The 13,992-nt window shown below is 71.3% G+C and carries 17 protein-coding genes; 11 read left to right on the top strand and 6 right to left on the bottom strand.

Annotation, left to right across the window (positions count from 1 at the left end; translation table 11 throughout):
* The first annotated feature begins 4 nt into the window (after positions 1 to 4).
* The 3 genes from AC3ENQ_RS05390 (at position 5) to AC3ENQ_RS05380 (ending at position 2,114) form a co-directional block, all read left to right on the top strand.
* The gene (locus tag AC3ENQ_RS05390; RefSeq protein WP_431802432.1) at positions 5 to 742 is read left to right on the top strand and encodes a PspA/IM30 family protein; all 738 of its coding nucleotides are present in this window, start codon (positions 5 to 7) and stop codon (positions 740 to 742) included.
* A gap of 107 nt (positions 743 to 849) precedes the next feature.
* Positions 850 to 1,668 carry an arginase family protein gene (locus tag AC3ENQ_RS05385; RefSeq protein WP_431802430.1) on the top strand — a complete coding sequence of 273 codons (819 nt, stop codon included), beginning with the start codon at positions 850 to 852 and terminating at the stop codon, positions 1,666 to 1,668.
* Complete coding sequence (locus AC3ENQ_RS05380) at positions 1,665 to 2,114, top strand: Fe-S oxidoreductase (protein WP_431802428.1); 450 nt, start codon at positions 1,665 to 1,667, stop codon at positions 2,112 to 2,114. The genes AC3ENQ_RS05385 and AC3ENQ_RS05380 overlap by 4 nt, the downstream gene beginning before the upstream one ends.
* A 69-nt stretch (positions 2,115 to 2,183) precedes the next feature.
* Here the strand turns inward: AC3ENQ_RS05380 and AC3ENQ_RS05375 are convergent, their stop codons facing one another.
* From AC3ENQ_RS05375 to AC3ENQ_RS05365, 3 genes are read right to left on the bottom strand one after another with little or no spacing between them, the layout of a single operon-like run.
* Positions 2,184 to 2,720 (bottom strand): SIP domain-containing protein, encoded by a 537-nt coding sequence (locus AC3ENQ_RS05375; protein ID WP_431802426.1) that lies wholly within the window; start codon positions 2,718 to 2,720, stop codon positions 2,184 to 2,186.
* 34 nt (positions 2,721 to 2,754) lie between these two features.
* Positions 2,755 to 3,522: a tyrosine-protein phosphatase gene (locus AC3ENQ_RS05370; RefSeq protein ID WP_431802424.1), complete on the bottom strand. Its 768-nt coding sequence runs from the start codon at positions 3,520 to 3,522 to the stop codon at positions 2,755 to 2,757.
* The gene (locus AC3ENQ_RS05365) at positions 3,519 to 4,007 is read right to left on the bottom strand and encodes a carboxymuconolactone decarboxylase family protein (RefSeq protein ID WP_431802422.1); all 489 of its coding nucleotides are present in this window, start codon (positions 4,005 to 4,007) and stop codon (positions 3,519 to 3,521) included. The genes AC3ENQ_RS05370 and AC3ENQ_RS05365 overlap by 4 nt, the downstream gene beginning before the upstream one ends.
* Positions 4,008 to 4,069: 62 nt before the next feature.
* Here AC3ENQ_RS05365 and AC3ENQ_RS05360 point away from each other — a divergent pair, with 62 nt between their 5' ends.
* The 8 genes from AC3ENQ_RS05360 (at position 4,070) to AC3ENQ_RS05325 (ending at position 11,900) form a co-directional block, all read left to right on the top strand.
* Positions 4,070 to 5,005 (top strand): alpha/beta fold hydrolase, encoded by a 936-nt coding sequence (locus tag AC3ENQ_RS05360; RefSeq protein WP_431802420.1) that lies wholly within the window; start codon positions 4,070 to 4,072, stop codon positions 5,003 to 5,005.
* 158 nt (positions 5,006 to 5,163) lie between these two features.
* Positions 5,164 to 6,675 (top strand): ABC transporter substrate-binding protein, encoded by a 1,512-nt coding sequence (locus tag AC3ENQ_RS05355; protein ID WP_431802418.1) that lies wholly within the window; start codon positions 5,164 to 5,166, stop codon positions 6,673 to 6,675.
* A 14-nt stretch (positions 6,676 to 6,689) separates the two neighbouring features.
* Positions 6,690 to 7,640: an ABC transporter permease gene (locus AC3ENQ_RS05350; RefSeq protein WP_431802416.1), complete on the top strand. Its 951-nt coding sequence runs from the start codon at positions 6,690 to 6,692 to the stop codon at positions 7,638 to 7,640.
* Complete coding sequence (locus tag AC3ENQ_RS05345; RefSeq protein ID WP_431802414.1) at positions 7,637 to 8,533, top strand: ABC transporter permease; 897 nt, start codon at positions 7,637 to 7,639, stop codon at positions 8,531 to 8,533. Before AC3ENQ_RS05350 ends, AC3ENQ_RS05345 begins: the two co-directional genes overlap by 4 nt.
* A 31-nt stretch (positions 8,534 to 8,564) precedes the next feature.
* Positions 8,565 to 9,353: an ATP-binding cassette domain-containing protein gene (locus AC3ENQ_RS05340; RefSeq protein WP_431802412.1), complete on the top strand. Its 789-nt coding sequence runs from the start codon at positions 8,565 to 8,567 to the stop codon at positions 9,351 to 9,353.
* Positions 9,350 to 10,147 (top strand): ABC transporter ATP-binding protein, encoded by a 798-nt coding sequence (locus AC3ENQ_RS05335; RefSeq protein ID WP_431802410.1) that lies wholly within the window; start codon positions 9,350 to 9,352, stop codon positions 10,145 to 10,147. Before AC3ENQ_RS05340 ends, AC3ENQ_RS05335 begins: the two co-directional genes overlap by 4 nt.
* Positions 10,148 to 10,495: 348 nt before the next feature.
* Positions 10,496 to 11,554, top strand: coding sequence for a M4 family metallopeptidase (locus tag AC3ENQ_RS05330; protein ID WP_431802408.1), 1,059 nt, complete (start codon positions 10,496 to 10,498; stop codon positions 11,552 to 11,554).
* Positions 11,538 to 11,900 (top strand): protealysin inhibitor emfourin, encoded by a 363-nt coding sequence (locus AC3ENQ_RS05325; protein ID WP_431802406.1) that lies wholly within the window; start codon positions 11,538 to 11,540, stop codon positions 11,898 to 11,900. Before AC3ENQ_RS05330 ends, AC3ENQ_RS05325 begins: the two co-directional genes overlap by 17 nt.
* Positions 11,901 to 11,938: 38 nt before the next feature.
* On the opposite strand, the gene AC3ENQ_RS05320 is transcribed toward AC3ENQ_RS05325, so the two are convergent.
* From AC3ENQ_RS05320 to AC3ENQ_RS05310, 3 genes are read right to left on the bottom strand one after another with little or no spacing between them, the layout of a single operon-like run.
* Complete coding sequence (locus AC3ENQ_RS05320; protein ID WP_431802405.1) at positions 11,939 to 12,571, bottom strand: GNAT family N-acetyltransferase; 633 nt, start codon at positions 12,569 to 12,571, stop codon at positions 11,939 to 11,941.
* A gap of 26 nt (positions 12,572 to 12,597) precedes the next feature.
* On the bottom strand, positions 12,598 to 13,302 hold the full coding sequence (locus tag AC3ENQ_RS05315) for a uracil-DNA glycosylase (protein WP_431802403.1): 705 nt from the start codon (positions 13,300 to 13,302) through the stop codon (positions 12,598 to 12,600).
* Complete coding sequence (locus AC3ENQ_RS05310; RefSeq protein ID WP_431802401.1) at positions 13,302 to 13,817, bottom strand: phosphoribosyltransferase; 516 nt, start codon at positions 13,815 to 13,817, stop codon at positions 13,302 to 13,304. The genes AC3ENQ_RS05315 and AC3ENQ_RS05310 overlap by 1 nt, the downstream gene beginning before the upstream one ends.
* Positions 13,818 to 13,992: the final 175 nt, after the last annotated feature.

Genomic DNA, 13,992 nt, shown 5'->3' with positions numbered 1-13,992 from the left:
TCCGATGGCAAAGCAGTCCATCTTCGGCCGCATCTCCACCCTGATGAAGGCGAACATCAACGCCCTCCTCGACTCGGCCGAAGACCCGCAGAAGATGCTCGACCAGCTGGTGCGCGATTACACCAACTCAATCGCCGACGCCGAGTCGGCCATCGCCGAGACGATCGGCAACCTGCGCCTGCTCGAGCGCGACCACGAAGAAGACGTGCGCGCGGCGTCCGAGTGGGGCGGCAAGGCCCTCGCGGCCAGCCGCAAAGCCGACGAGCTGCGCGGCACGGGCAACACGACCGACGCCGACAAGTTCGACAACCTCGCCAAGATCGCCCTGCAGCGTCAGATCAGCGAGGAGAACGAGGCCAAGGCGATCGAGCCGACCATCGCGGCGCAGACCGAGGTCGTCGACAAGCTCAAGGACGGCCTCAACGGCATGAAGCTGAAGCTCGAGCAGCTGAAGTCGAAGCGCTCCGAGCTCCTCGCCCGCTCGAAGTCCGCCGAGGCCCAGAACAAGGTCCACGACGCCGTCAAGTCGATCGACGTCCTCGACCCGACGAGCGAGCTCGGCCGCTTCGAGGACAAGGTCCGTCGCCAGGAGGCCCTGGCCGCCGGCAAGGCGGAGATCGCGGCGTCGTCGCTCGACGAGCAGTTCAACCAGCTGGAGGACGTGGGCGAGCTCACCGAGGTCGAGGCGCGCCTGGCCGCTCTGAAGACCGGCGGCACGTCCACCGCGGCGATCGAGCAGTAATCCATCCGCGAGACCGCTCATATGCACGCTTCCCGGCACGGGAACGTGACATATGGGCGGTTTCGCGGTGCGGGAGCACGCGCAAGCGCGCGGGAAAGGATGACCGGATGACGCGGTTCGTCGTCGTTCCGCAGTGGCAGGGGTCGCCGTCCGCGCGCGCGATGCAGCTGATCGACGGGGCCGAGGCGATCGCCGGGGACCTGCCGCGCTCCTCCACGGTGCGGGTCGAGGTCCCCGCCGAGGCGGGAGAGGCGCTCGACACCGGCATCCGCCGCTTCAGCACCCTCGAACGTGTCAGCGCGGCGATCGGCGCCGCGCTCGATGAGGGCGATGCCGCGGAGTCCGCGCTCGTCATCGGCGGCGACTGCGGCGTCGCGGTTCCGGCGATCGCCGCTGCCGCCGCACGGCACGAACGCCTCGCGGTCGTGTGGTGCGACGCGCACGGCGACCTGCACACCGCAGACAGCTCGCCCTCGGGCGCGTTCGGCGGGATGGCGCTGCGCGCCGTGGCGGAGGCCGGCACGTTCCCGGGGAGCGGCGCGGTGCCCGCCGAGCGCATCATCCTGGTCGGGGCACGGGAGTTCGACGACGGCGAGCGTGACGCCGCGACCGACCTCGGGATCACGCATCTTCCCGTCACCGATCTGGCCGACCCCGGCGCGCTGGCGGCCGCCGTCGCCGCCACGGGTGCGGATGCCGTCTACGTCCACGTCGATCTCGACGTCCTCGACCCCGCCGTCCTGGCGGGCCTCGGCATGCCCGTCCCCTTCGGCCTGTCGCTCGATGAGCTGGTGGCCGCGGTGCGGGCCCTGCGCGCCGAGGTGCCGCTCGTCGGTGGGTCGCTGTCGGGCTTCGCCCCGGCATCCCCGGCCGCCGCCGTCGACGACCTCGGCACGATCCTCCGGATCGTCGGGGCGCTCGCGTGATCGCGACCCCGCCCCCAGGCTGGCGCGCCCGCGCCGAGCGCGCCGTGGCTCGCGGCGAGAAGCTCGACCGGCTGATCCCGCCGGTTCTCCTCGACTCGCCGATCAGCCGGGTCGGGTACTGGTGGGGCACGGCGATCGGCTGGATCTGGGGCGGTCTGTGGTCGACGGGCCCGGTCCAGCACCGCGAGGGCCTCCACGTGTTCACCGGCATGCCGGGGTGGACGTTCGGTCGCGGCGGCGTGTGCGTCGGCGGGTGCTACCTCACCGGCGACGCGCGCGTGACCGACGCGGTGCTGCGGCACGAGGCGGTGCACGCCCGGCAGTGGCGGAGGTACGGGTTCCTCATGCCGGTGCTGTACCTGCTCGCCGGTCGCAACCCGCTGCGCAACCGGTTCGAGATCATGGCCGGGCTCGAAGACGGCAACTACGTGCCGCGCGGGAGCTGACCGGAGAACCGGGCAGTCGACTCAGCGGGTCACGGGCTCAGCGCGCCGCCGCCTCAGCGGGTCACGGGCTCAGCGCGCGGCGGTGAGGCCGAACCGCTCCGGCGTCGCGACCACCGACGCGTCGATGCCGAGCGCGTCGACGAGGTGGTCGAAGATGTCGGCGGTGCCGAGGAATCCGCCGAGCAGGTGGATGCGCGTACCTCCGGCGCACACGCGGGAGTTCTCCGCGCACAGCGCGTCGGCATCGCACAGCATCTCGTCGGCCCACGCGGTGACGGCGCGGGCGAGCGCCTGACCGGGCGCGCAGCCGCGTCCCGTGCCCGGCGCGCCGGTGCGCGACGAGCGGTCGAGCCACGTCACGATCATGCGGGCGGGAACGGCGAGATCGAAGATCCACGAGGCATCCGGCACCTCGATGAACACACGTCCCGTCGAGCAGATCGGCAGGGTCGCGACGAGCGTCTCGAGTTCGATGAGCGAGGTCTCGTCGGCCGTGATGAGCTGCTGCACGCGCGCGTGACGCGACGCCTTGCACGCTGACGCGTCGTGCGCGGCGCGGGTCGCCGTCGCGGCGGCGCCGGCGGAGGACTCGATCAAGGAGGACATGATTCCTCCACTATAGACCCTGTTTAGGCGAGCCTTACCTACTCGATGCGTTCCCACCGCCGCCGCCGGCATCGCCGTTCGGAGCGATGAGCGCCGCGCGCAACAGCACGAGCTCCTCCTCGGTGACACCGTGCGCGCGCAGGTAGCCGGCCGCCGAGCCGAAGCGCTCCGTCACGTCGTCGAGGAAGGCGTGCATGACGGGAGCGGGCGAGAGCGTCGCGAGCTCCTCGATGTGCTGCGCTTCGGGGTGACGACTGCGGAGGTACGCGACGACGCGTTCGTTCCGACCGGCGGGCAGGAGCGTCTCGGTGCGGGCGTAGTCGGCGACGATGGCATCCCGGTCCACCCCGACCGCCGCGAGCATGAGTGCGACCGTCACGCCCGTGCGGTCCTTGCCGACCGTGCAGTGCACGAGCACCGGCTGCGCGCCGATGACGGCGCGGACGACCTCGACGATCCGCTCCGACGCGGTGTCGACGAGCAGGCGGTACATCTCACGCAGCGGCACATCCTCGGCGAAGAAGGATGCCGTCGAGCCGAGGAAGAGCGGAGCCCGCACGGTCTCGACGTCGAGCCCGTCGAGGAGGCTGGGTTCGAACGCGACCTCGTCGTCGGCGCGCAGGTCGACGATGCGGCGGATGCCGAGGGCCCGCAGCGCGCCGCGGTCGTTCTCGTCGAGGCGGGCGAGGTTGCCCGACCGGAAGAGCACCCCGGGCCGCGTCGCGCCGCCGGCCGCGGGCAGCACGCCCACGTCGCGGAAGTTCAGCGCGCCCGCGATCCGACGGGCGTCCGCGTCGCTCACGCCGGAGCGTGCGCCGCGTGGTCGGTCTTGCGCGGCGGCACGGGATACTTGCCCGCGATGGTGATGCGGTTGAAGGCGTTGATCGCCACGAGCGTCCAGCTGAGCGCCACGTACTCCTGCTCGCTCAGGATGCCTCCGACGCGGTCGTACACGTCGTCGGGGATGCCCTCTTCATGGATGAAGACGTAGCTCTCGGCGAGCTCCAGCGCCGCGCGCTCGCGCGCCGTGAAGACGCCCGACTCACGCCACGTGGCGATCTGGGCGATCTCGTCGGCGGTGAGTCCTGCCGCAACGCCGCGGTCGACGTGGATGCGCACGCAGTAGGCGCAGCCGTTGAGCTGCGACGAGTGGATGAGCGCGATCTCCTTCATCCGGTTGTCGATGCCGGCTTCGGCGGCGAGCGCGCCGGCGGTCTGCGAGAAGGCCTCCAGCGCGTCGTAGGCTGGCCGGGCCGATCGGGAGAGGTGCACACGACGTTCGCTCATCCCCTCAGCCTATTGCGGCCACCGCGCCCACGGGCAGATGGCGAATGCCGCACAATGGCGGGATGGACGAGTTCTCCTTCCTGCCCGCCCAGGCTGCCGCGATCGATGCACCGGTGCCGCCCGTGCGCCGCCTGAGCTTCCCCCTGGCCGACGGGCGCACCGTGAGCGCCCTCCAGTACGGTGACGCCGCGACGGGCGCCTTCCCCTCCCCCGAGGTCACGTTCCTCCACGGCGCGGGCCTGAACGCCCACACGTGGGACACGACGATCCTCGCGCTCGGACGCCCCGCCCTCTCCGTCGACCTCCCGGGCCACGGCGACTCGTCGTGGCGCGCCGACGGCTCCTACACCGCCGCGACCCTCGCGCCGGACGTCGCCCGCGCCCTTGCGGAGTGGACGGATGCCCCGCAGGTGCTCGTCGGGCAGTCGCTCGGCGGCCTGACCGCGGCATCCCTCGCCGCCACGCACCCCGAGCTCGTGCGGCAGCTCGTCGTCGTCGACATCACCCCCGGCATCGATCCCGACGGCGACGCACGTCAGATCGCCGCGTTCTTCGCCGGCCCCACCGACTGGGCGAGCCGCGACGAGCTGACCGACCGCGCGGTGTCGTTCGGGCTCGGCGGCTCGCGCGAGTCCGCCGCCCGCGGGGTCTTCCTCAACTCGCGCGTGCGCGAGGACGGCCGCGTCGAATGGAAGCACCACTTCGCGCACCTCGCGAACGCGCTCGCAGCGGATGCCGATGCCGCGGGCGCCGCCCAGGCGCATCAGCGGGCGTTGCGGGGTGTGCTCGCGGCATCCGGCTGGGAGGATCTGGCGGCCGTGACGGCGCCGATCACGCTCGTGCGCGGCGAGCGCGGGTTCGTGACGGCGAAGGATGCCGACGACTTCCGCGCCCGCGTTCCGGAGGCGACGATCGCGGTCGTCCCGGCCGGGCACAACGTGCAGGAGGAGCTCCCGTTCGCCCTCGCCGCCCTCGTCGGGGACGTCGCGGACGACTGAACCCACAGCCCCACCGTCGGTGCATGACGGCGGATGACCGTCACCGTGCACCCGCATGGGCCGCGCACGCCTAGGCTGTCCTACGCACCGAATCCACGGGCGCGCTCCCACAGCACCCTTCCCTCCTCCCCGCGCGCCGCTGCGAAAGGAACCCCTCCATGCTCCGCCGCACGACTGTTGCCGCCGCGATCCTCGCGGCCGGCGCCCTGCTGCTCAGCGCCTGCACCGGCGGGACGTCGCCGTCCCCCTCCTCCACCGATACCGGAACGCCCGACCCGAACGCCTCCGTTGCGGTGCGGCTCGTGCTCGAACCCAGCAACCTCGACATCCGCGAGACGGCTGGCGCCGCACTCGACCAGCTTCTCGTCGACAACGTCTATCAAGGTCTCGTCTCGCGCACTCCCGATCAGGAGATCGTCGACACGCTCGCCTCGAGCCACGAGGTCTCAGCCGACGGGCTCACGTACACCTTCACCGTCCGCGAAGGCGTGAGCTTTCACGATGGTACGGAGCTCACTCCCGCCGATGTCGTCTGGTCACTGCAGCAGGTGAAGGACAACGCGAGCTACCGCGACTCCGCGCGACTGGCGAACGTCAGCTCGATCGTCGCCGACGGGCAGAACGTCGTCCTGACACTCTCCGCCCCCGACTCCACCCTCCTGTGGAACCTGACCGGCCGCGCGGGTCTCGTCCTCAAGGAGGGCGACGCGATCGACCGCAAGACGGAGGCGAACGGCACCGGTCCTTTCGTCCTCGAGGACTGGAAGCAGGGCGACTCGATCACCCTGAAGCGCAACGACGCCTATTGGGGCGAGAAGGCCAAGGTCGCCGAGGTCGTCCTCGACTACATCCCCGACACGCAGGCGGCCCTCAACGGCGCGCTCGCGAACGAGCTCGACGTCGTCACCGGATTCGACGCGACGCTCACCGACCAGATCGAGGCGAACGGAGACTTCACGGTCGTGCTCGGAAAGTCGACCGACAAGGGCACGCTCGCGATGAACTCGACGAGCGGACCCCTCGCCGACAAGCGGGTGCGCCAGGCGATCCGCCAGGCGATCGACAAGGAGTCGATCGTCGAGGCCCTCGGCGCCGGCCAGACCCAGTACGGCCCCATCCCCGAGCTCGACCCGGGCTACGAAGACCTCGAGAAGACGGCGCCCTTCGACCCGGATGCCGCGAAGAAGCTCCTCGCCGAGGCCGGCGCCGAGGATCTCACCCTGACCCTCACGATCCCCGCGTTCTACGGCACGACGGTGTCGCAGATCCTCGTCTCGAACCTCGACGACGTGGGCATCACGCTGAAGGTCAACCCGGTCGAGTTCCCGACCTGGATCAACGACGTCTACGTGAACAAGGACTACGAGCTGAGCTTCGTGCTGCACACCGAGGCACGCGACTTCGAGAACTGGGCGAACCCCGACTACTACTTCACCTACGACAACCCGAAGGTGCAGGAGCTCTACGCGCAGTCCGTCGCCGCGACCGACGCGGACACCGCCGCCGACGACCTGAAGCAGGCGGCGAAGATCGTCGCCGAGGACCAGGCCGCCGACTGGCTCTACAACGGGGCATCCGTCGTCGCGATCGGATCGGGCGTCTCCGGGTTCCCGACGGTGAACACGAACGAGCGCATGAACCTCGCCGAGCTGGCCAAGAGCCAGGGCTAGACGCCGAGCACGGAGTGATCCGCTACGCACTGACGCGAGGGGCCCTGCTGCTGCTGGGCCTCTTCGTCGCCAGTGCGCTGATCTTCCTCACCCTCCGCGTTCTCCCCGGCGATGTCGCGCAGATCATCGCCGGGGTGAACTCGACCCCCGAGCAGGTCGCCGCCATCCGTGACCGGCTGGGCCTCGACCAGCCGCTTCCGGTGCAGTACGGCGCATGGATCGCCGGCATCTTCCGCGGCGATTTCGGTTCGTCGCTGCTCACCGGGGCGCCGGTGGTCGGCGAGCTCGTCCAGAAGGGGCAGGTGACGATCCCGCTCGGACTCATGTCGATGGTGATCGCGCTGCTGATCGCGCTCCCCTTCGGCGTCGTCTCAGCGATGCGCCGCGGGCACGCCGACGGCACGGCCCTCAACATCGGAGCGCAGGCGATCGCCGCGGTGCCCGTCGTCTGGGCCGGGATGATGCTCGTCCTCGTCTTCGCCGTGTGGCTCGGCTGGTTCCCCGCGCAGGGGTTCCCCCGTGGCGGATGGAGCGAGCCGGGCCTCGCCTTCCGCTCGCTGCTGCTGCCGGCCATCACGATCGGCGTCGTCGAGGGCGCGATGCTCATGCGCTTCGTCCGCTCGGCGACCCTGCAGGCGGGCGGGCAGGACTTCGTCCGCACGGCCGCCGCCAAGGGCCTCACCCGCAACCAGGCGCTCATCCGCCACGGGCTGCCCACCGTCGGGCTCTCGATCATCACGGTGCTGGGCCTGCAGGTCGCCGGCATCATCGTGGGCGCGGTCATCATCGAGCAGCTGTTCAGTCTTCCCGGCATCGGCCGCATGCTCGTCACCGATGTCGGCAACCGCGACCTCCCCAAGGTCCAGGGCGAGCTCCTCGTCCTCACCGGCTTCGTCCTCATCATCGGGTTCGTCGTCGACCTCGTGCACCGCCTCATCGACCCGAGACAGCGGGAGGCGGAATGAACCGTTCCGGTCGGCTGAAGAGGCCCTCCTGGCTCTCACGCCTCTGGGCGCTCCCGACGGGGCGCTTCGGGATCATCGTCGTCACGGTGATCGCCCTCACCGCCCTCGTCGCGCGCTTCTGGACGCCGTTCAACCCGCAGAAGGTCGACGTCGCGAACCGGTGGGACTCCCCCGGCATCCCGCACCTGCTCGGAACCGACGGGTCGGGGCGCGACATCCTCAGCCTCCTCATGGCGGGGGCGCGCACGACCGTGTGGGTCGCGCTCGGGGCGGGCGTCGTCGCGACGCTCCTCGGGCTCCTCCTCGCCGCGCTCGGATCGCTGACCACCCGATGGGTGCGGGAGAGCATCGCCGTGCTCGTCGACATCCTCATCGCCTTCCCCGTGCTGCTGATCGCGATGATGCTCTCGTCGGTGTGGGGCGGATCGCTCTGGGTCGTGATCGTCGCGGTGGGGATCGGCTTCGGCGTCAACATCGCGCGCGTCACCCGGCCGGAACTCCGCCGCGTGCTGCACAGCGACTTCGTCCTCGCGGGGCGCGCGTCGGGGCTCACACCGTTCCAGAACCTGTGGCGGCACCTGCTCCCGAACGTCGCGCCCGTGTTCATCGTGCAGCTGTCGTGGGGCATGGCCGTGGCCGTCCTCGCCGAGGCCGGCCTCAGCTACCTCGGCTTCGGCGCTCCCCCCACCGAACCGAGCTGGGGGCTGCTCCTGCGCGACCTGCAGACCTACATCTCCGTCCATCCGCTGACCGTCATCTGGCCGGGACTCGCGATCACGATCACCGTGCTGGGGCTCAATCTCCTCGGCGACGGCCTGCGCGAGGCGACCGACCCCACGCTCTCGCAGCGGCGCCGGTCCGCGCGCACCCACCAACCGGTCGTGGTCGCATGAATCGGGTGGGTCGCATGAACGGGGTGAGCGCGTGAGTCTCGAAGTGCAGGACCTCGTCGTCGAGATCGACGGCCGGCGCGTCGTCGACGGCGTCTCGTTCTCGGTGCCCGACGGCGCGCGCGTCGGCCTCATCGGCGAGTCGGGGTCGGGCAAGTCGCTGACGGCGCTCGCGATCCTGGGGCTCCTTCCGGAGGCGGCGACGGCGTCGGGGAGCATCCGCTGGGATGGGCGCGAACTCATCGGTCTGCCCGATCGCGAGCTCGCGAAACTCCGGGGCGACGAGATCGGCATCGTGTTCCAGGAGCCGCGGACGGCCCTGAACCCGATCCGCACCGTCGGCCGGCAGATCGGCGAGTCGATCCGCATCCACGAGGGGGTGTCGCGGAAGGAGGCATCCCTTCGTGCCATCGCCGAGGCCGACCGCGTGCGCCTGCCCGAACCCGCCGAGATCGTGCGCCGCTACCCGCACCAGCTCTCCGGAGGGCAGCGTCAGCGCGTCGCGATCGCCATGGCGCTCGCGTGCCGCCCGCGTCTGCTGATCGCCGATGAGGCGACGACGGCCCTCGACGTCACGATCCAGGCCGAGATCCTCGAGCTGCTGAACGGTCTCGTCGACCGCGACGGGATGTCGCTCGTCTTCATCACGCACGACCTCGCGGTGCTCTCGCAGGTCGCGACCCACGCCGTCGTCCTCGAGGACGGCCGCGTCGTCGAGCGCGGCCCCCTCACCACCCTGCTGACCTCTCCCGAGTCGCCCATCACACAGGGGCTCCTGCGCGATGCGACCGCCACCGTCTGGAAGCCGGGAGGCATCTCGTGACGACGCTCCTGCGCGGCCGGGCGCTCACCAAGAGGTACCGCCAGCGCGGCAGGAGGCTCTTCGAGCGCGCACAGTGGCCGACCGCCCTCGACGATGCCGACGTCGACGTCCGCGAGGGGTCGGCGGTCGGGATCATCGGCGAGTCGGGGTCGGGGAAGTCGACGCTCGTCCGGATCCTGCTGGGGCTCGACTCGCCCACGTCCGGCACGGTCGAGTTCGACGGCAGGGCGGTGGATGCCGGAGCCGGCGCACGGTCTCTGCACTGGCTGCGCCGCGAGACCGGCATCGTCTTCCAAGACCCCTACGCGTCGCTCGACCCCCGTATGAGCGTCGGCCGGATCGTCGGCGAGCCGCTGTGGGCGCTCGGGATCGACGGCGACCGCCGCGCGCGGGTGCGCGAGGTCCTCGAGAGCGTCGGCCTGGAGGCCGACATGGCGGCGCGCTTTCCGCACGAGTTCTCGGGCGGACAGCGGCAGCGCATCGCGCTCGCGCGGGCGATCGTGCACCGTCCGCGCCTGCTGGTGGGCGATGAGCCGCTGTCGGCGCTCGATGTCACGGTGCGCGCCCAGGTCCTCGAGCTGCTGCGCGACCTCCGCCGCACCGAGGGGTTCTCGCTCGTCATGGTGTCGCACGACATCGGCGTGGTGCAGAGCCTGTGCGATGAGGTCATCGTCATGAAGGACGGCCGGATCGTCGAAGAGGGCCCGACCGAGAAGGTGCTCCTCGCCCCGCAGGTCGCCTACACGCGGCGCCTCCTGGCCTCGATCCCCGTGATCGGCCCCTCGCAGACCTGACCCGAGGCCGCCTCGCCCCCTCTCGTCGCGGGCGGTCTGGCATCCCGGCGCCTCTCCCGCGAGACCGCGTCTTCTCGACGAGACCCGCGTCCGCGACACCGGGTCTCGTCGAGAGCCGGCGGTCTCGCGAGGTGGCGCTGGCCGAGCCGGCGCGCGCAGCGCGTCGACGCGTGTCCGGAGCGTGACCATCCGTCGGATCGCTGGGGCGGGTGTCGCCTGGTGAGGCCGCGGAGGTGACACCAGCCCCACGGATCCGACGACCGGGCGCGCCCGTCGGCGGAGACCTCGCGACCGGCCACCGTCGGCGAAGACGCGTGGGATGTCGGAGGCGCCCGGTAGCGTGTCGGCATGCACGCGATCATCCCTCCGTACCTCCTCGCGCGGCTCGCCGATGCCGAGGCCCCGCACCTCGCCGTCGCCGCCGAGGCGGCCCGGGCGACGCTCGCGACCCCGCGCGTCTATCACCGCGTGCCCGCGAACCTCGACTTCTCGGTCGAAGGCGACGCGCTTGTCTTCGAGGGTTCCCCCGACCCCGACCGCGTCATCTCCGATGCGCAGAACCGGGAGACGCTCCCCGGGGTGCGCGTCCGCGGGGAGGGCGATCCCGCGACGGGCGACGCGTCGGTCGACGAGGCGTTCGACGGTCTCGGTGAGACGTTCGCGTTCTTCTGGGACGCGTTCGACCGGGCGTCGATCGACGGCGTCGGCGGCACGCTCGCCGCAACGGTTCACTACGGCGACCGCTACGACAACGCGTTCTGGAACGGCGAGCGCATGGTGTTCGGCGACGGGGACGGCGAGGTGTTCCGCGGCTTCACGGGGTCACTCAGCGTCATCGCGCACGAACTCGGCCACGGCGTCATCGAGCACGGCGGCGGCCTCACCTACCAGGGTCAGTCCGGTGCGCTCAACGAGTCGGTCGCCGACGTGTTCGGTGCGCTGACCGAGCAGCGCGCGCGCCGCCAGCCCGTGACGGAAGCCTCGTGGCTGATCGGCGCGGGTATCTTCACGGATGCCGTGCAGGGCACCGCTCTGCGATCGATGAAGGCGCCGGGCACCGCCTACGACGACGACGTGCTCGGGCGCGACCCGCAGCCCGCGCACATCCGCGACTACGTCGAGACGACGCAGGACAACGGCGGCGTGCACATCAACTCCGGCATCCCCAACAAGGCGTTCCACCTGGTCGCCTCCGCGCTCGGCGGATACGCCTGGGAGCGGGCGGGCCGCATCTGGTACCTGACCGTGACGCGCGGCGCTCTGCCGCGCACCGCCGATTTCGAGACCTTCGCCGCCGCGACAGCGGCGACGGCCGCGGCGGAGTACGGTGAGGACTCGGAGGAGGTCGCCGCCGTCCGCACCGCCTGGGGCGCCGTCGGTGTGAGCATCGGTGGAACACGACCCTGAGCTGAACGCTGACTCGGACGATCAGGACGCGCCCGCCGACACGGAGCGCACGGTCGCGGTGACCGTCGTCCGCACGGGCGGAATCGCGGGCATGCGCCGGCGCTGGGGCGTCGAAGCCGCCGACGCCGACGCCGACCCGTGGATCGCACTCGTCGACGCATGTCCCTGGGACGCGTGCGTTGCGGCTCCGCACGCCACGACCGGCGCCGACCGGTTCGCCTACAGCGTGTCGGCGCGGATGCCGAAGGCCGAGCACCACGCCGAGCTGGCGGAGTCCGAGGCATCCGGCCCCTGGCGCACCCTCATCGACGCCGTGCGCGACGCCTCGACCCCGTCCCCGCGCTGATCAGCCTCACCCGCCCGCTGATCGGGTGCCGTCGCGCGTTAGTCCCCGTCGGCGTCCCCACCGCGACCGAACAGCCGGCGCTTGCGCTTCTTGGGCTTCAGCTGCTTCTGCAGGTAGATCGTCCCCAGCCAGCGGCCGAACTTGAACCCGACCCGGCCCATCCGCCCGACCTCGACGAAGCCGAGCTTCTCGTGCAACGCGACCGACGACTCGGCGCCCTTGTCGCTGATGACGGCGACCATCTGGTGGATCCCCGCCTCCTCCGACGCGGCGATCAGCGCGTCGAGCAGCGCCCGTCCGAGCCCCTTGCCGGTTGCCGCGTGGCCGAGGTAGATCGAGTTCTCGACGCTGTAGCGGTACGCCGACTTCGACGACATCGGCTGCACGAGCGCGTACCCGAGGACCTGCCCCGACGGCGACTGGGCGACGAGGAACGGCATACCCAGCCGCTCGAGGAACGCGACCTTCTCGCGCCACTGGGCGAGCGTCCACTTCTTCTCGTCGAACGTGACGACCGAGTTCGTCACGTAGTAGTTGTAGATCTCGCGGATGTCGGGGATGTCGCTCTCGCGCACGGGGCGGATCTCGTACGAGAACGGGCGCTCGCGCTCTACCCGACGCAGATGCGCGGGCAGACGCCGCCGCGTCTTCTCGTACTCCTCCTCTAGCACGGCTCCTCCTGCAGCATGCCGACAGCCTACGCAGACGCGCCCGCGTCCACACGCCAGTCGACCGGTTCCGCGCCCTGCGCGACGAGCAGCTCGTTCGCCCGCGAGAACGGCCGCGATCCGAAGAAGCCGCGGCTCGCCGACAGCGGCGACGGGTGCGCCGACGCGATCACCGGAGTGTCGCCGAGGAGGGGCCGGAGGTTCGCGGCATCCCTCCCCCACAGGATCGCGACGAGCGGCGCTTCGCGTGCGACGAGCGTGCGGATCGCATGCTCGGTGACCTTCTCCCAGCCCCAGCCGCGGTGCGACGCGGCCGCGCCCGGCGCCACGGTAAGGACGCGGTTGAGCAGCATGACGCCCTGATCGCTCCACGCCGACAGGTCGCCGTGCGTCGCCGGCGGGATGCCGAGGTCGCTCTCGAGCTCGGTGTAGATGTTGCCGAGGCTCCGGGGCAGCGGCCGTACGTGGCGCTCGACCGCGAACGAGAGCCCGATCGGGTGGCCCGGCGTCGGGTACGGGTCCTGCCCGACGATCAGCACGCGCACCTCGTCGAGAGGCCGCGCGAAGGCGCGGAGCACGTTGTCACCGGCGGGCAGATAGCCGCGCCCGGCGGATGCCTCGGCGCGCAGTCGCTCGCCGAGCGCGGCGATGTCCGGCGCGACGGGCGCGAGGGCGCGCGCCCATCCGGCATCCATGAGCCCGGCCTCCGCCAGCTCATCGAGCGTCATCGGCATCAGGCGGATGCCTCGCCGCCGGTGTCCTCCTCGATGACGCTGCCCCGCGCCGACCAGGGGAAGTCGATCCACCGGTCGGTCTCGCGCCACGCGTAGTCCGGCATCGCGACCGAGCCGGGCTTCGTGTAGATGCAGACCGAGCGGACGTCGGCGCCGACGCCCTCGAGCATGCGGACGGCGAGGGCGAGCGTGCGGCCCGAGTCGGCGACGTCGTCGACGAGGAGCACCCGCTTGCCGGGGAGGTAGCCGAGGTCGAGGTCGGGCGGGAGGATCTCGGGAGCGTCGAGCACCGTGCCGATCCCGGTGTAGAACTCGACGTTCAGGGCTCCGCAGCTCTTGACGCCAAGCCCGTACGCGACGGCGCCGGCCGGGAGGAGTCCTCCGCGGGCGATCGCGACGACCACGTCGGGGGCGAACCCGTCGGCGACGATGGCGCGGGAGAGGTCGCGGGTCGCCTCGCCGAAGGCGTCCCAGGTCAGGATCTCGCGGGCGGGGGCGTCGTCGGTGTCGGTCACGATTCCAATGTAGACGCTCCCACCGACGACGCTCAGCGCGTCGCGGGGCGCGACGCCGACACCGCGACACCGCGACACCGCGACACCACGACACCCCGACACCGCGACACTGCGACATCGCGACACCCCAGCACCCCAGCACCCCGACATCGCGGCGACGCGAAGCCGTAACACG

Source organism: Microbacterium sp. bgisy203 (assembly GCF_057706945.1).
Note: the sequence above shows the minus strand (reverse complement) of the source record. Positions and strands in the feature narration are given on the sequence as shown.

What these genes read in the sequence shown, in the direction of transcription:
- AC3ENQ_RS05390 (WP_431802432.1), top strand. Translation starts at nt 5, where the DNA reads ATGGCAAAGCAGTCCATCTTCGGCCGCATCTCCACCCTGATGAAGGCG.
- AC3ENQ_RS05385 (WP_431802430.1), top strand. Translation starts at nt 850, where the DNA reads ATGACGCGGTTCGTCGTCGTTCCGCAGTGGCAGGGGTCGCCGTCCGCG.
- AC3ENQ_RS05375 (WP_431802426.1), bottom strand. Translation starts at nt 2,720, where the DNA reads ATGTCCTCCTTGATCGAGTCCTCCGCCGGCGCCGCCGCGACGGCGACC.
- AC3ENQ_RS05365 (WP_431802422.1), bottom strand. Translation starts at nt 4,007, where the DNA reads ATGAGCGAACGTCGTGTGCACCTCTCCCGATCGGCCCGGCCAGCCTAC.
- AC3ENQ_RS05360 (WP_431802420.1), top strand. Translation starts at nt 4,070, where the DNA reads ATGGACGAGTTCTCCTTCCTGCCCGCCCAGGCTGCCGCGATCGATGCA.
- AC3ENQ_RS05355 (WP_431802418.1), top strand. Translation starts at nt 5,164, where the DNA reads ATGCTCCGCCGCACGACTGTTGCCGCCGCGATCCTCGCGGCCGGCGCC.
- AC3ENQ_RS05345 (WP_431802414.1), top strand. Translation starts at nt 7,637, where the DNA reads ATGAACCGTTCCGGTCGGCTGAAGAGGCCCTCCTGGCTCTCACGCCTC.
- AC3ENQ_RS05330 (WP_431802408.1), top strand. Translation starts at nt 10,496, where the DNA reads ATGCACGCGATCATCCCTCCGTACCTCCTCGCGCGGCTCGCCGATGCC.
- AC3ENQ_RS05315 (WP_431802403.1), bottom strand. Translation starts at nt 13,302, where the DNA reads ATGCCGATGACGCTCGATGAGCTGGCGGAGGCCGGGCTCATGGATGCC.